This window comes from Botrimarina mediterranea (assembly GCF_007753265.1).
In the GTDB taxonomy this organism is placed as follows: domain Bacteria; phylum Planctomycetota; class Planctomycetia; order Pirellulales; family Lacipirellulaceae; genus Botrimarina; species Botrimarina mediterranea.
On sequence record NZ_CP036349.1, the window covers coordinates 1,380,306 to 1,395,725 of the forward strand.

The following is a 15,420-nucleotide window of genomic DNA, read 5'->3' on the forward strand; positions in this document are numbered from 1 at the left end:
CCGAAACGGCATGGTGCGCGTCATCGGGGTCTGGAGACCCCTCCCACAATTGACTGCCCCTCAGGGCACGCATTGAAGGCAAACAGTCGATGACGGATGTCGACGCATTCTTGGACGACCTCGACCGCCTCGCCACGACGGCGGCGACTGACGATGCTGCGGCGTTCTACCGCCAGTTACTGCCCGCTGCGTCGATGGCGATTGGCGCCGACGCGGCCGAGTATGTCGCGTCCGCGGGCGCCGTGGATCATCGGCCGCAGCGTTGGAACCTGACGGGCCCGCTGGTCGAAGCCGACAGGGTTCAGCGGGTCCGCCTCGACGGCATGCCGCGCGTCGTGCCGGGGCTCGACGGCGAGCCGGTGGTCGCTGTGCCTGTCGAATCGGCGAGCGGCCCGGTGGGCGTGATCGCCTTCCGGCTGGGCGACAGCGCGGCGACGCCCGAGCGCAGCATCGAGCTGGCCGCCGCGGTCGCGGAGATCGCGGGACGTTACGAGTTGCGTTGCGAGTCGGGCCGTGTGCAGAGAGCCCAGACGCGGTTGGCGCGGATCGAGAAGCTGCTGGTGCGGCTCCACTCGAAGCGGGGCCTCCGGCCGATCGCGCACGAGGCGGCGGAGCAGGGGCGTTTGGCGGCCGGATGCGACCGGTTGTCGGTGCTGACGCCGACCGCGGGCGGGTGGCGGATCGTCACGGTGAGCGGCGTCGCACAGGTGAGTCGACGCAGCGACGCGGCCCGCGCGATCGAGCGGATCGCCAACGCGGCGCTGCGTGGCGGCGAGCCGCTTCGCTACCCCAGCGAGGACGGCCGACCGTTGTCGCCTCCGATCGCCGACGAAGTCGATCGCTACTGCGAGGCCTCGGGCGTCCGCGCGTTGCGGGTGCTGCCGTGCGTCGCCCCCGCCGACGGGGATTCACAGGACGACGCGCCGCGGCTGGCGATGCTCGCCGAATGGTTCGACGGGGCGGTCGATAATGAAGGCGACGCGATGCTGGCGGCGCTCGCACGGCACATGGGCGTCGCGGCGATGCGAGACCGCTCGGGTGGTTGGGGCTGGGCGCCGCTGAGCCGCACAGCGACAGCGCTGGCGGTTGTCGGGCTGTTGTTGGCGGCGGTTGTGTTCGCGCTAGTGACGCCGGCGACGTTGTGGCTGCAAGTGGATGGGCGCTTCGAGCCGGTGGACCAGGCGCGTGTCTTCGCGCCGCTCGATGGCGTCGTTCGTGAGGTACTCGTCAAGCAAGCCGACCAAGTGAGCCGGGGGCAGCCGCTGGTGCGGCTCGAATCGCCCGACCTGCAACTGAAGCAGGAAGAGGTCGCCGAGGCGATCGCGGCGACGCAATCGGAGATCGCTTCCCTGGAGACCGAGAAGCTCCGCGCGTCACTCCCCGGCCGCGGCGAGGACCGGGAGGACGCGACGACGATCGCCAGCCGCGCGGCGGCGTTGCGCGAGCGGCTCAGCCATCAGCAGAAGCAGCGGGAGCTGCTCGAGGCGGAGGCGGCGAAGCTCCTCGTCACCAGCCCGATCAAAGGTGATGTCGTCAGCTGGCGACCGGAGGATTACCTCGCCGACCGGCCGGTGCGGCGGGGGCAGCGGCTGCTGGAGGTGGCGGCGGACGGCCACTGGCGGCTAGAGCTAGAGGCGCCCGACCACCGCGTCGGGCCACTGCTGCGGGCCCAAGCGACGGGCGAGCCGCTGCGGGTCGAGTACGTGGTCCGTTCGGACCCCGCCCAGACGCACACGGCCGTGGTGACGGCGATTGCCGACGCCACCCAGACCGACGAGGAGGGGAGTCCGGTTGTGCGGGTCGTAGCGGACCCCGCCGACGCAGCCGTGGCGAATCCTCGCAGTGGGCTGGGGGTCTCGGCTAAGATCGATTGCGGCACCCACTCCCTCGCCTATGTCTGGCTGCATGAAGCGATCGACGCGATCCGCCGCCGCTGGTTCTGAGTTGCTCCTGCTCGGGGCGATGCTGCTGGCGTGGTGTCCCGCGGTAACGCTCGCCGAGACGATCGAGGTCGCGTCGTCGATCCTGACGGTGAGCGAGACAGTCAAAGTTCCAGCGCCCGAGGCCGGCGTGCTGCGCGAGCTCGTCGTGCATGAGGGGATGCGGCTCGAACAAGGCGCGACGATCGGCGAGGTCGACGCGCGCGAGCAGCAGCTGTCGGCCGAAGTGATCGAGCAAGACCTGGCGATCGCGCGGAGCGAGTCGGAGAGCGACGTCCGCGTCCGCCTCGCCGCGAAAGAGAACAAAGTCGCCGAGGCCGAGCTGAAGCGGGCCACGTCGATCAACGCCGAGCTGCCCAACACGGTCTCGACCAAAGAGGTCGAGCGGTTGCGGTTGACGATGGAGAAGTCGGAGCTCGAGATCGAGTTCGCTAATTTCGAACGCGATCTGCTGGCCGCGAAGCTGGGCCGTATCGAGGCCGACCTGCGGCTTGCGCAGCACCAGGTCGAGAAAATGCGGGTCACCTCGCCGATCGGCGGCGTTGTCGCCGAGCTGTTCTGCGAGGCGGGTGAGTGGGTCGATGCGGGCGAGCCGATCGCGCGGCTGGTGCGGGTGGATCAGTTGCGCGTCGAGGGCTTTGTGGGCATCGACGACGCGCTCGCCGGGTTGGTGAACCGTCCCGTCGTTGTCGAGGCCCTGCTGCCCAGCGGCGAGACGATCAAAGCCGAAGGCCGCGTCGTGTTCGTGAGCCCCGAGGCTGAGCCCGTGGACGCCAAGGTGCGGTTCTGGGCCGAAGTCGATAACAGCGCGATGCGGCTGCGGCCGGGCCTGACGGCGCGGGTGATGATCCTCGACGCCGCCGCGGGCGACGCGCCCGTGCAGCCGGCGGCTTACTTCGCGAACTGAAGTGAGCGTGCCGTGAGCCAAGCCAGTTGGTTGACGCGAGGCCGTCTGCGAGCCCGGCGCGATTTGATGCTCAGCGCCAGCGGCGACGCGACGGTGGTCAAAGACCCCTTGTCGCTGGAGTACTTCCGGCTCGGCGACCGTGAAGGCTTCTTGCTCCGCACGCTGCGCGACCCGATGACGGTGGCCGAGCTGACGCGGCGGTTCCAGCGGCAGTTCCCCAACGAGCGCGCGACGGGCGAGCAGGTGCTCGGCTTCTGCGCGTCGCTCTACGACTGCTCGCTGTTGTTGTCGGACGCCGCGACCGAGCCGCGCAAGCCATCGGGCAAAGCGCCTTGGTACGCGACGCTGATGAGCCCGCTGGCGATCCGCTTGCCGGGTGTTGATCCGACGCCGCTGCTCGGCGTGCTGCGGCCGCTTGGGTCGCTGCTGTTCGGCAGGGCGTTCGCCGTGACGCTGCTGGTGGCGACGCTGGTCGTCGGTATGGGGTTGCTTGGCAGGGCCGAGGAACTGACGATTGAACTGCGGCGGATGCTCGATCTGTTCAGCCCGATGCACGCCCTGATGGCGGTGCTGGCCGTGGTTGTGGTGAAGGCGTGGCACGAACTGGGGCACGCGATTGCTTGCCGGCGGATGGGCGCCGAGTGCCACGAAGTGGGCGTGCTGCTGCTGGCGTTCTTGCCGTGCCTGTATTGCGACGTGTCCGACGCCTGGTCGCTGAGTAGCCGCTGGCGACGCGCGACCGTCGCGCTCGGCGGCGTGTACTTCGAGTTGATGCTCGCCGTCGCGGCCGGCGCCGCGTGGCTAGTGCTCGCGCCGGGGCCGCTGCGGGCGCTGAGCCTGTACGTGGTGGTGGTCGCGTCGGTCTCGACGCTGCTCGTGAACCTCAACCCGCTGATGCGTTATGACGGCTACTACCTGCTCGCCGACGCCTGGGGCGTCGCCAACCTGCACGCCCAGAGCCGTGAGGCGTTGTGGGGTCCGCTGCGGCGCTGGGTGCGCGGCGATCGTAGCGAGCCCGAACCGCTCGACGCTTCGCCCGGAGCGTTGGCGGCATATGGGATGGCGTCGATCGTTTACGGCTGGTTCATCTTGGCGTTGATCCTGTGGGGGCTGCACCACGCCCTCTCGGCGGCGGGCTTTCGCGCCGTGGGGGACTTGCTCGTGGCGTTGTCGATGGGTGGTTTGGCGTTGGTTGGCGTGCGCTGGTTTGGCGGACTCGTGCCGCGGACGGCTGGCGGGCGCTCGCCGGGCGGCTTCGTGCGCTTTGGCGTTGTTGCCGCGCTGACGGCGCTGGTGTTCTACGGCGTTGCGTCGTGGCCGATCGATCAGACGCTCTACAGCACGTGCCGTGTTGAGAACGCCGTGTTCGCGGATGTCGTCGCGCGGAGCCCTGGGGTGTTGCGGCCGCAGGTGCGTTACGGCGAAGTGGTCGAGGCGGGCCAACTGATTGCCGAGATCGAAGACACCAGCGCCGACCTCCGGCGACTCGAACTGCTGCAGCGCGAAGCGGAGACCGCTGTCGAGATCGCTGGCCTGCAGACACGTTCGCAACGCGACGCCAAGCTGCTGGCGGAGATCGCTCGGCTGGAGCCGACGCTCGCCGAGGTCCGCCGACAGCTGCGTTCGCACGACGAGCTGACCGAACGCCGCCGCCTGCGGGCGCCGATCGCCGGCCGTGTTGATCCACCGGTCAAGCTCGCCGCCGACAACGCCAGCGAAACCAAGACGGGCGACCTGCCGACTTGGAGCGGCGCGCCGCTTGATCCGCCGAACGGCGGGTGCTGGCTCGACTCGGGCGAAACGGTCTGTCGCGTCGCGGGGGACGGCTTGCGTGTTGTGCTGCTCCTAAGCGAGGACGATAGCGGCCTCGTGCGGGTGGGGGACCCGGTACGAATCGCCCTCGACCGGGCGCCGGCGGCGGTGCTGGCGGGCCGAGTCGAAGGGGTCGCGCTCGCCGCGGCCGACGAGGCGATCGGAGACCAGGAGCGGCTGCTGGAGAAATCGCTGCGGTCGCCGCTGCAGAAGGGCGCCGTGTATCGGGTCAGCGTCGGGCTGCTGGACGCCTCGCCGCCGGAGCTCCAAGCCGGGGCGATCGGCCAGGCGCGGGTGGTGACCGGTCGGGAGACGCTCGGTGGGTGGGCGTACCGCTGGCTCCGCCGGCTGGTGCGGTTCGGTTAGCCCCGCAGCTCGCTAAATGGGCTGGAATAGTGGCTATTCCCGTGAGGGGTTTGCCGCGGATTCGATTAAAATGAGGGGCCTGGATGACGCTGCGCTGGTGTCAAGCCGAGCGAAGCAAGACGCTTCGCCCCCCTCCCGAAGTGGGAGGGGAACGACACGGCTTCCGCACCCAAGAGTTCCGATCCGTTTCCACTCGGCAGACCTCGCCCGAGGACTCCACGATCATGAAGTGTCCGCACTGTAGCGCCGAGATCACGTCGGAGACGCTCAAGGGGACCGGCGACTTGTTCTGCCCTGCGTGTGGCGGGCCGCTCGCCGACTCGCTGGAGTTGGGGGGGCTGTCGAGCTTGGGCGGCGCGCCGGCGGATTCGACAATGCGGCCCGACTCGGGAGAGGGCTCGGGGGTTGGCTCGGGCGCGGGCGGTTCAAGCTTTGCCGCTTCGGGTTTCGCGGACAGCGAGTCGATATCGATCGAGCCGCCGTCGTCGCGGGACGATACGGACGCGACGATGCAGGCGGCGGACGGCGAGCCCTCGCACGACGAGTTCGACAGCCTCGATGAGGACAATGCCGACAACGACAACGACGTGACGATGGCCTTCGGGGAGCGTCAACGCAACGAGGAGGACTCCGAGGACCTGATCCTGCTCGGTGGTGACGACGACGAGAGCGACGCTTTCGATATGGACGGCCGCAGCCCGGGCGAGAGCCTCGACGCGACAGTCGACTTCGGGCGCTTCGCACGCATCGAGTCGGAAGAGTCCGATGTCGATGGCGGCCTGGCGGGCGCCGACATGACGATGGCGTTCGACGGCAAGCCGAACTTGGCGCCACGGCAGATCGTTCCGCCGAGTGACTCGGATAGCGAACCAGAGCCGACGCAGATCCTTGGCGTTCCGCCGATGATCGGGGGCAAGCCCCAGCAGCGTCAGCAACCTAACGACGCCACGATTGCCGCCGACAGTGATAAGGGCGTTTCGGACTCGAGCCTCGGCAAGTCGAGCGATGCGGGCTCTGATGAGGGTTCAGGGCGTGAGGGGGCGGCGCGGGATTCGGCTCAGGGCGACCGCACCGAGTCGCCCAGCACGCACGCCGAGGGTTCGCAGTCGGACCGCGACTCCGCGACGCTGGCGTTCGACTCCGAGCGTCGCAGCGACCGCGTTCCGACGCCCGAGCCGCTCGACATCACCGGGCTGTCGAGCGGCGGCACGATCCCGCGCGGCCCGCTAGAGCGTGGCCAGGGCACGCGGATGCTCAAACCGGGCGAGTCGCAGATCGTTGGCGACGAGTCGGTGCGGCTGCGGGCGTTCGAGCTCGCCGACACCAGCGCGACAGACCCGCTGGTGATCGACTACGCCATCGAGGGCGAGGCGGGCAAGGGCGGCATGGGCGTCGTCTACAAGGCGCGGCAGCAGTCGCTGAACCGGCTCGTCGCGATCAAGCAGATCAAGTCGGAGCTCGGCGCCAGCGTCTCGGACTGCAACAAGTTCATCAGCGAAGCGGTGATCACCGGCCAGCTCGAGCACCCGAACATCGCGCCGGTTCACGACCTGGGCCTGGCGTCGGACGGCCTGCCGTTCTACGCGATGAAGTTCGTCGAGGGGCAGGACTGGGAGGACTCGGTCAAGTCGCTCAGCGAAGAAGAGAACCTGTCGATCCTGATCCAGGTCGCGCAGGCGATCGCGTTCGCGCACTCCAAGAACGTGATCCACCGCGACCTCAAGCCGGGCAACGTGCGCCTCGGGGCGTTCGGCGAGGTGCTGGTGATGGACTGGGGGCTGGCGGCGCGGCTCGAAGAGGGCGCCGAGATCCAGCCCGCGGGCACGCCGATCTACATGCCTCCCGAGACGGCGCTGGAGTACCTCGATTACGCCAAGGGCCGCGTCGTCGGCAAGCGGGTGGAGTCGTCGCGGCGCCGGATCCCCGCCGGCAAGTACTGCGACGTTTACCTGCTGGGCGCGCTGCTCTTCAAGATCGTGACGGGTCGGGCGCCGCACCGCGGCAAGACGACGTTCGAGTGCCTCCGCGCGGCGGCGAAGAACGAGATCGTCAAGGTGAAGCGTTCGAGCGAGCTGCTCGATATCGCGTACAAGGCGATGGCGACCGACCCCGAGAACCGGCATGCGTCGGCGCTCGAGTTCATCGACGCGATCAAGTCCTATCAGGCGCACGCGCAGAGCATCAAGATCGCGAAGCGGGCGTCGCAAGAGCTGCGCGCGGCGGAGACGCTGCTCGAGTCCCCCGGCGCGAGTGCGACCGAGGTCTACGCTTGCTACTCGCGCGCCCAGCACGGTTACCAGAACGCGCTGGAGCTATGGAATGAGAACAACAAGGCCCGCCGGCGGCTGAAGCGGACGCTGCGGAACTTCGCCGAGGCGGCGTACCAGAACGGCGACTACGACCTGGCGCTGTCGCACCTGGACGAGGAGAACGAAGCGGACGCCGAGCTCCGTGGGCAAGTTCTCAAGGACCAGGAATCTCGGCGGTCGCGGCTCGCTTGGTTCAAGACATTGCAGTACGCGACGGCGGCGTCGCTGATGGTGGCGTTGGGGTTTATCGGCTACAGCATCGTCTTGAAGCAGGACGCGATTAGCCTCGCCAACCAGCTGACGACGCAGACCGACCTGCTGGCGAAAACAGTCGAAGAGGCTAAGGCGGCGGAGCTCGTCGCCAGTACGGCAAAGCGAGAGGCCGAGACCGCGAAGAGCGAGGCGATCATCGCGAAAGGGGAAGCGGCAACGGCGATTGACGAAGCCGAGGCGGCGAAAGGGGAGGCGTTGATCGCTAAGCAAGACGCCCAGGCGGCTTTGGAAGAGGCGGCGGTCGCCAAGGACGACGCCAAGCTTGCGAAGGACGAGGCGGTTGTCGCCCAGCGGGAGGCCGCCGAGCAGAGCTACTACGCCGCCCTCGGCAAAATTCGCGCGACGCTCGCCGACGACGGCGCCTACGCCGCGTGGCTGGAGATGCAGAAGGCCGAGGACGCGATCCCGCCCGAGCGGACGCAGGACGTCGAGTGGGTCTCGTTGAAGCGGACCGTTGATTGGCGATCGGAAGCCGAGGAGCTGGTCGCGGCCGGCGCCGAAAAGAAGGAGACGTTCGCGGCGGCTTCGGCCGACGGCGCCGTGTTCGTCACGGCGGCTAACCGCCCGCAAGGCGGCGTCGAACTCGCGGTCTATCGCGACGGCGCGAAAGAGCCCGCGGACCGTTTCGCCGTTCCCGGCGCTGCGGCTGCCGTTGTGGTCGATCCACAAGGGCGGTACGTGGCGCTCGTTGGCGAAGGGCTGCGTCTGGTCGACCTCACCGCGAAGCAGGTGATAGAGGCTGCGGACATCGGCCAAGCGACGAGCGTGGCGTTCCACCCGACCAAGGCGGAGTTGCTCGTCGGCGATAGGGATTCAGTGGTAAGCCGCTGGTCGTTCGTCGATGGCGAATTGACGCGCGTCGTTGAAGACCCGGTCTTCAACGACGGCGCGATCACGGCGGTCGGCTTTTCGCCGGATGGCACGCAGCGGTTTGCCGCTGATGAGAAGGGCCGCGTCGTGTTGTACCGTTCGCGCGACGGCCAGACGCTCGACGAGCGCGAGACGTACTCGCACGAGGCGTCCGAGTCGAGCAACGCCTATGTCACCGCGGCGGCGATGGCCGACGACGCCGACGGCCGGCTGGTCTTTGGTTGCTCGGACGGCACGGTCTACGAGATCGCCGGTTGGTGGCCGCCACAAGAGGCCGGCGTCATCGACGCAATGACCGCACTGCGACGGCCCGACCCAGCGCCACGCATCGACGGCTCGGACTATCTCGACGCCCGGCCGACGCGGCTCCGTGCGCTGCACACGTCGGCAGTGAGCCAGGTCACGTACGCGGACGGGGGCAAGTTGGTGCTCTCCGCGGGCGGCGACACGCTGCTGGTGCAAGGGTCACCGAGCGCGTCGCGGGAAACGGGGTTCAAAGTCGAGCGGCGGTACCACAACGCGCCGATCACGTCGCTTGCCGTTGGGCCCGAGGGCTTCGCCTATAGCGCCGACGAGAAGGGCCGCGTCTTGCGTTGGGAGATCGCGGCGCCGCTCGAGCAGTTGGCCCTCGAGGCGCCCGACAACGCGGCGGTGGCGGCCGTGTCGTTCGACGCCGACGCCGAGCGGCTCGCCGTCGCCGACGCCGCGGGGTTCGTCCACCAGTGGGCCGACGTCACCAAGCCCGATGAACGGACGACGCTGTTCGCGGGGCACGCCGACAATCGTGGCATGCAGGCGTGGCGGTTGGGTGGGGACGACCCGGTCATCCTCACCGTCGCGTCGGAAGAACGCCTCGCCATCGACGCGGAAGGCAACCCACGACGGGTCACCGCCAACCGAGCTTGTGTTTGGGGCGGGGAAGACGGCTTGCTCCGCCGCTCAATCGACCTCGGCGAGCGCCTCGTTGTGGCGTGCGACACGGAACGGCGTGTGCTTTTGGCGGCCTGCTCGGGCCGTCTGCTCGACGCCAGCGACAAGCAGGCGGTGGCGTTGGCCTACGATCTCGACACGCCCGACGTGACGCCGTTGTGGACGGAGCGGGCGCGGGTGTCAGCGATTGAACCGTTGCCACTGGGCGCTCCGCACGACGCGACGGTCGCCGTCGGTTTGCGTGATGGGCAGGTATTCTTGTGGAGCGAGTCGGCGGGCCGTGTCGAGCTGGTCCGCTCCTCGCTGCGGCCGCACTGGCGCCCGATCCGCTCGCTGGCGTATGACGTCGCGTCGCAACGGCTGTACTCGGGCGACAACAACGGCATGATCGCGGCATGGCCCGTCGCGGGCGGCGACGCGGTGACGACGCGTCTGCGCGACGAGACGAAGTCCAACGTCGCCCCGGTCGTGAGGCTGTCTACCGCTCCGAGGGGGCGGTTGCTCGCGCTGCAGCGGCACGCCAACGGCCTGGTGACGCCGTTTTTGCTGGGTGACGACCTGCACGTGATCGGCGAGCTGCCCGACGCGCTCGACGCCTCGATCGATCATGCCACGGGCGACGTTGTCGTCGCTAAGCGCGACGGCGCCGAGGTGGTCCTTGAATCTCAGCGACGCGATGAGGCGGGCGGCTGGACGCCAACAGCGAGAGCCGAGTCGTCGCAACGGTTGTCGAGAGTCGCTGTGAAAGACGATGGCTGGCTAGCATGGGGCGGGGGCGTCGTCGAGTGGCGGCCGATCACGGGCGGGCGTCACGACGTGGCGACGCGCGTTGAATCCCGGTCGGCGCCGGTGGCGATCGTTGCCGACTCGGCCGACAGTTCGCTTGCCGCGATGACGGCGGGCGGTCTGCTCGACACCTGGAACGCCAGCGGTGAGCTGAGCGACCAACGCGCGATGGGGTTGCCGGGCCGGCTCGCCGCGGCGTGCCAGATTGGCGACGGGGGTGACTGGCTGGTGGCGACGCAACAGGCGAACGGCCTGACGAGGGTCGATCGCTGGGAGGCGGACGCCCAACGCATCGTCGCCGAAGTCGCTAGCGGCCTGCGGGGCGAGTGCCGCGCCCTCGCCACGGCGGCGGGCGTGGCGATGATCGGGCTGCCCGACCGGGTCGTCGTGGCGTCTGTCGATGGGGATTCAGCGCAGGACCTCGGCTTGCCCGCCGCTCCGGCAGCGATCGCCGCTCGACCGGACGGCGCCGCCTTTGTCGTCGTGACGGCGACGGGCGACGCTTGGGTCGCGACCGAACGCGATGGCGGCTGGCGGCTAGCGTCTCTCGACGTGACCGACGTCACCTCGGCCGCGTACACGCCCGACGGCGACCGACTATTGGTAGGCGTCCAGAGCGGCCGCGTCGTGCTGCTGGAACTCGACGACAAGGGCGGACCCGTGGTGTCGTCGCGCACGCTGCTGACGTTCGTCGGCCACAACGACCGCGTCGTGCGGATCGACGCGCAGCCTACGCCCGAGGGCGTGTCGGTGGTGAGCGGCGACGCGTCGGGCCGGGTGATCGTGCGGCGGATCTAGTCGGTCCGGCCGCACACTTTCCGCCCGCCCCCGGGTGACGGCGGCGAACCCTTCGCCTAAACTGCTGTCCTTCGATCGGTTGGAACCTGTAGCTCAGTTGGTAGAGCAACGGACTTTTAATCCGTGGGTCGTGGGTTCGAGCCCCGCCAGGTTCACTTGCCTCTTGTTGCTGGACCCCGCGTGCCGGCGCCAATTTGGTGGTTGGTGAGTCAGCACGCTGTTCTGAGGGCCCGCCGGGGGATTGGCGGGGCTGACGCTGGCCGGGAATGGCTTGGCGGCGTACAACGCTCCTGCGGATTTCCACCCCCCGGAGCGACGATGATGCGGTACTTTTTGGCGCCGATGGTCCTTCTCGCGGCGGCTTCGGCCGCTCAGGCTCAGGACTGGTTGCAATGGCGCGGGCCGACGGGTGACAACCATGCCGCCGAGGGCGCGACGGCGCCGACCGAGTGGTCGGAGGAAGCCGGCTTGGCGTGGAAGACGCCGGTCCCCGGGCACGGGCACTCGTCGCCGACGATCGTGGGCGATCGGATTTATCTGATCACGGCCGACGCCGACGCGCAGACGCAGAGCCTGCTTATCTACGGCAAAGAATCGGGCGAACTGCTGCGCGAGGTCCTCACGCACGAGGGGGGACTCCCCGCACAGATTCACCCTAGCAATTCGCACGCTACCTCGACGGTGGCGTCGGATGGCGAGCGCGTCTTCGCCTTGTTCTACAATGATGACGCGGCGGTCGTCACGGCCTACGACCTCCAAGGCGAGAGGTTGTGGCAAGAACGCGTCGGCGGATTCGATCCAAAAGCGTATCAGTTCGGCTTTGGGTCCTCGCCAAGACTAGTGGACGGAACGCTGGTCGTGGCGTCGGAGTACGACGGCCCGGATAGTGGCATCTACGGTCTGGACCCGAAGACCGGCAAGCGGTTCTGGACGGCGCCTCGATCGGAAAACCTGTCGTGGTCGTCGCCATCGGTCACGCCCGTTGGTGGGAAGTCGCAACTGCTGATGAGCGGCGCCAAAAGACTCGTCTCATACGAGCCGGTGAGCGGCAAGGTGCTGTGGTCGCTCGAAGACGAGTCCACCGAGGCGACGTGCGGCACGATGGTTTGGGACGAGAAGCTAGGCCTCGCGTTCGCCAGCGGCGGCTTTCCCGATGCGTTCACGCTGGCGGTGAAGCTCGACGGCGACCATGAGGTCGTGTGGCGGAACAAAATCCGCAACTACGAGCAATCGCTGCTGGTGGTGGACGGCTACGTCTACGCGACCGCGGACCGCGGTATCGCCTTCTGCTGGCGCGGCAGCGATGGCAAGGAGATGTGGCGCGAGCGGTTGGGCGGCAAGTTCAGCGCGTCGCCGCTGCTGGTCGGCAAGACGATCTACGCCACGAACGAATCGGGAACGACGCACGTCTACGAGGCGAACCCCGAGCGATTCGTCCGCGTCGCGCAGAACCAACTCGGCGATTCGGCGTTTGCGACAACGACGCCGTCGGCGGGGCGTCTCTATCACCGCTACGCGAAGACGGAGGGCGGCAAGCGGCAGGAGTATCTGGCGGCGATCGGGGATTGAGCCGCCGCGGTTGTCACCGATCGGCTTTGGTAACGTTAACTTGAAATTGCATTCCCAACGCGGACGCGTAACGGAGGAGCGTCAAGAGGGTCGGGTTCTTAACGTGGTGATTCTCTAACTTGCTGATTGCCGAACGCGTCATGCCCGTGCGCGACTCAACCTCGGCAAGGCTTAGTCCTTGTCGCTCACGCTCAGCTCGCAGCGTGTCTACGGTTGAACGCATCGCACGCAACTCTGCTAGAACCTCACGGCATTGCGCTTTGGTTTCCTCAGCAAACAGCTTCTCTTCTGCAATCGCTGCGGCGATATGAGCCTCCTGCTCGGGCGTCGGAGTTTTTCGAATGGCTACGCGCTTAGTCATTGGAATGCCCGATGATGGTTACTCTTGAACATCATACGCAGTGATGGGAAAGACATCCTCTTTGTCTTGTTCGAACACACAGGCAAGGAACCTACCTTCAGGCGTGTATCCAAACGCAATATGTCTCCCGGTCGATCGGCTAACGCCACGACTCTCGGGTTGCATGACGATTGCCTCAAACTCTGCTGGGCTAACGTCGTGCTCGCCAACATGCTCTATGGCTTCTGAGGTCCAGTGGAAGAAGTAATACGGCATGCATTGCTCTGTGCATGATCTCTTGGATTGAGTGTAGCATTATATCACAACACCGCCTTGGTAAGCTGCGCAAACCCTGCCGATTTTGCCGAAGGTGACGGCCGATCTGGTCGATACCACCTGGGAGCCGTCGGAGCGTCCGGCGGCGTCTTGTCCTGGCGTGGCGTCCATGATGCGGCGAAGCGGCACAATGACCGTGGCGGCGGCGGCCCTGCTTGCGAGCGGGTGCGTGGCCCCTCCGTGCCAGCACGCTGAGCCGTCGGTGACGCGGGACGTGGTGGACTACCTCCACCGGGAATGGCCTCTAGCAGGCCCTCCTGTGGTCCCTGCGGACGCCCAGCGTGGAGGCTGCACTTGTTGTGGCGGAGGCTCAGGCGGGGCTCCTACGGCCTGCCAGACGGGTCCTGAGTGCTGGGACGACGATTGGAACCAAGCGGGCTACCAGCCGCACGCCAGGGCGCCCCACGGCGACCTGCCGCCGGCGGTGCCGCTCGACGCGCCGCCGCCCGGTCGGTTCTTCCCGGCCCCGGTGCGGCCGGTCTTCGCCCCGCAGGGCGGCCCGTAGCTGGGGCGGCACTTAAGGGCGATTTGGGCCGAACGCAAAAGCCGCTGTCGGATGCGTGTCAATCTAGGGTGTTTGTGAGGGGGGCCGAATCTGCGGCTGGAGACGGATGTGCGGAGGGCCGATCGACGATCGTGCCGACCGTATGGATCGGCCGGTTGTAGGGGGCGCCGCGCGGCATGCGGCAGCGTACCCGGCCGCCCGCTCAGCTCCCGCCCGCCCTGCACCTTATGCCCATCGTCGAGCACTTCCGTCGCCGTTTGCTGTGTAGGGCTGTCCCCCTGGCCGTCGCGACACTGCTGGCAGTTGCCCCTGCCGGCGCCGAGATTTCGCCGCTGCGGATGACGCCAATCGTCCGCGCCGTGCAAGCGGTGCGGCCGGCGGTCGTCAACATCCAGGGCCAGAAAACGGTCCCCGACGAGAAGGGACCTGCCGGCGCGACGCGCCAGGTCAACGGCATGGGCACGGGCGTCGTCGTTGACGAGCGAGGTTACATCCTCACGAATTTCCACGTTGTGGACGGCGTCCGCCAGATCCGCGTCACGCTCGACGACGGCACGGCCGACGTCGCCCGCGTCATCGCCCACGACAAGCGCACGGACCTGGCGGTGATCAAGGTCAACGTCGGGCGTTCACTGCCAACGATCGTCGTCGGCACGTCGATGGACCTGATGACCGGCGAGCCCGTCATCGCCGTCGGCAACGCCTATGGCTACGAGCACACGGTGACGCGGGGGATCATCTCCGCCCTGGGCCGCGACGTGCAGGTCAGCGACACGCAGGCCTACGACGATCTGATCCAGACCGACGCGAGCATCAACCCGGGCAACTCGGGCGGCCCGCTGCTGTCGATCGAAGGCAAGATGATCGGCCTCAACGTGGCCGTCCGCGCCGGCGCCCAGGGGATCGGCTTCGCGATCCCGGTCGATCAGGCGCTGCAAGTCGCGGCGGACTTGATGAGCGTCGAGAAGCTTGAGAATAAGTGGCACGGCATCGAGGTCGGCACGACCCGTGATGGCGCGAGCACCATCGTGCGGCGTGTTGTTCCCGGCAGCCCCGCCGCGCAGGTCGGCCTGCGTCCCGGCGACGTGATCACACGCCTCGGCGATGTTAACGTGGCTCGCGCGCTCGACGTCGAACGCGCCGTGCTCGGGCGCGGAGTGGGAGAGCGGGTGGCGATGGAAGTGCGTCGGGGCGGCCAGCCGATGAACGTGCAGCTCACCGTTGCTCGCCGCGGTTCTTCGCCGGCCCGTGACGTGGCGGCCAGCCTCGCCTCGACCACGGCGCCGGCTGCGGCGACTGCCGACCCGGCGTGGCAGGTCCTGGGCATGAAGCTCGACGTGGAACCGAAGGCGACCTTCGAGTCCCGCGGCAGTCGCTACCGCGGCGGCATGCGGGTGGTCGATGTCCGCGGTGACGGTCCCGCCGCCGCCAAGGGGATCCGTGCGGGCGACATCCTCGTCGGGATGCACAAGTGGGAGACCGCTTCGGACGAAGACATCCGCTACATCGTCAGCAACGAAGCGCTGCCGACGCTCGGCGAGGTGAAGTTCTACATCCTCCGCGGCGAGGAGACGCTGTACGGAGCGATGAAGGTCGATGCGACGCGCCGGTAGGGTCCGCTGTGGACCGTACGTTTGATTCGGCGGCACGAACGATTTTTCGCCAAGGCGAATCGTGGT

General features: G+C 67.9%; 8 protein-coding genes and 1 tRNA gene. 8 read left to right on the plus strand and 1 reads right to left on the minus strand.

All coding sequences use genetic code 11. The features are described 5' to 3' along the window. Positions 1-89: 89 nt before the first annotated feature. The 6 genes from Spa11_RS05475 (at position 90) to Spa11_RS05500 (ending at position 12,560) form a co-directional block, all read left to right on the plus strand. Entirely contained in the window at positions 90-1,943 is a 1,854-nt protein-coding gene (locus tag Spa11_RS05475) for an efflux RND transporter periplasmic adaptor subunit (protein ID WP_145109064.1), read from the plus strand. Then, positions 1,906-2,847 carry an efflux RND transporter periplasmic adaptor subunit gene (locus tag Spa11_RS05480; RefSeq protein WP_197529766.1) on the plus strand — a complete coding sequence of 314 codons (942 nt, stop codon included), beginning with the start codon at positions 1,906-1,908 and terminating at the stop codon, positions 2,845-2,847. Before Spa11_RS05475 ends, Spa11_RS05480 begins: the two co-directional genes overlap by 38 nt. Positions 2,848-2,913: 66 nt before the next feature. Beyond that, on the plus strand, positions 2,914-5,025 hold the full coding sequence (locus Spa11_RS05485; RefSeq protein WP_145109070.1) for a site-2 protease family protein: 2,112 nt from the start codon (positions 2,914-2,916) through the stop codon (positions 5,023-5,025). Positions 5,026-5,249: 224 nt separating this feature from the next. Next, positions 5,250-10,991, plus strand: coding sequence for a protein kinase domain-containing protein (locus tag Spa11_RS05490; RefSeq protein ID WP_197529767.1), 5,742 nt, complete (start codon positions 5,250-5,252; stop codon positions 10,989-10,991). 82 nt (positions 10,992-11,073) lie between these two features. Further along, positions 11,074-11,146 (plus strand) — tRNA-Lys (locus Spa11_RS05495). Positions 11,147-11,309: 163 nt separating this feature from the next. Then, positions 11,310-12,560: an outer membrane protein assembly factor BamB family protein gene (locus Spa11_RS05500; RefSeq protein WP_145109076.1), complete on the plus strand. Its 1,251-nt coding sequence runs from the start codon at positions 11,310-11,312 to the stop codon at positions 12,558-12,560. 13 nt (positions 12,561-12,573) lie between these two features. Here Spa11_RS05500 and Spa11_RS05505 read toward each other — a convergent pair whose 3' ends face one another. Continuing rightward, positions 12,574-12,921 carry a helix-turn-helix domain-containing protein gene (locus Spa11_RS05505; protein WP_145109079.1) on the minus strand — a complete coding sequence of 116 codons (348 nt, stop codon included), beginning with the start codon at positions 12,919-12,921 and terminating at the stop codon, positions 12,574-12,576. Between the two features lie 424 nt (positions 12,922-13,345). Here Spa11_RS05505 and Spa11_RS05510 point away from each other — a divergent pair, with 424 nt between their 5' ends. Continuing rightward, a complete protein-coding gene (locus Spa11_RS05510) occupies positions 13,346-13,741 on the plus strand; it encodes a hypothetical protein (RefSeq protein ID WP_231933154.1) in 396 nt (131 codons plus the stop codon). 227 nt (positions 13,742-13,968) lie between these two features. Next, a complete protein-coding gene (locus Spa11_RS05515) occupies positions 13,969-15,354 on the plus strand; it encodes a trypsin-like peptidase domain-containing protein (protein ID WP_231933161.1) in 1,386 nt (461 codons plus the stop codon). Positions 15,355-15,420: the final 66 nt, after the last annotated feature.

Coding starts and splice junctions, on each gene's coding strand:
- Spa11_RS05475 (WP_145109064.1), top strand. CDS start 90: ATGACGGATGTCGACGCATTCTTGGACGACCTCGACCGCCTCGCCACG.
- Spa11_RS05480 (WP_197529766.1), top strand. CDS start 1,906: ATGAAGCGATCGACGCGATCCGCCGCCGCTGGTTCTGAGTTGCTCCTG.
- Spa11_RS05485 (WP_145109070.1), top strand. CDS start 2,914: ATGCTCAGCGCCAGCGGCGACGCGACGGTGGTCAAAGACCCCTTGTCG.
- Spa11_RS05490 (WP_197529767.1), top strand. CDS start 5,250: ATGAAGTGTCCGCACTGTAGCGCCGAGATCACGTCGGAGACGCTCAAG.
- Spa11_RS05500 (WP_145109076.1), top strand. CDS start 11,310: ATGATGCGGTACTTTTTGGCGCCGATGGTCCTTCTCGCGGCGGCTTCG.
- Spa11_RS05505 (WP_145109079.1), bottom strand. CDS start 12,921: ATGACTAAGCGCGTAGCCATTCGAAAAACTCCGACGCCCGAGCAGGAG.
- Spa11_RS05510 (WP_231933154.1), top strand. CDS start 13,346: ATGATGCGGCGAAGCGGCACAATGACCGTGGCGGCGGCGGCCCTGCTT.
- Spa11_RS05515 (WP_231933161.1), top strand. CDS start 13,969: ATGCCCATCGTCGAGCACTTCCGTCGCCGTTTGCTGTGTAGGGCTGTC.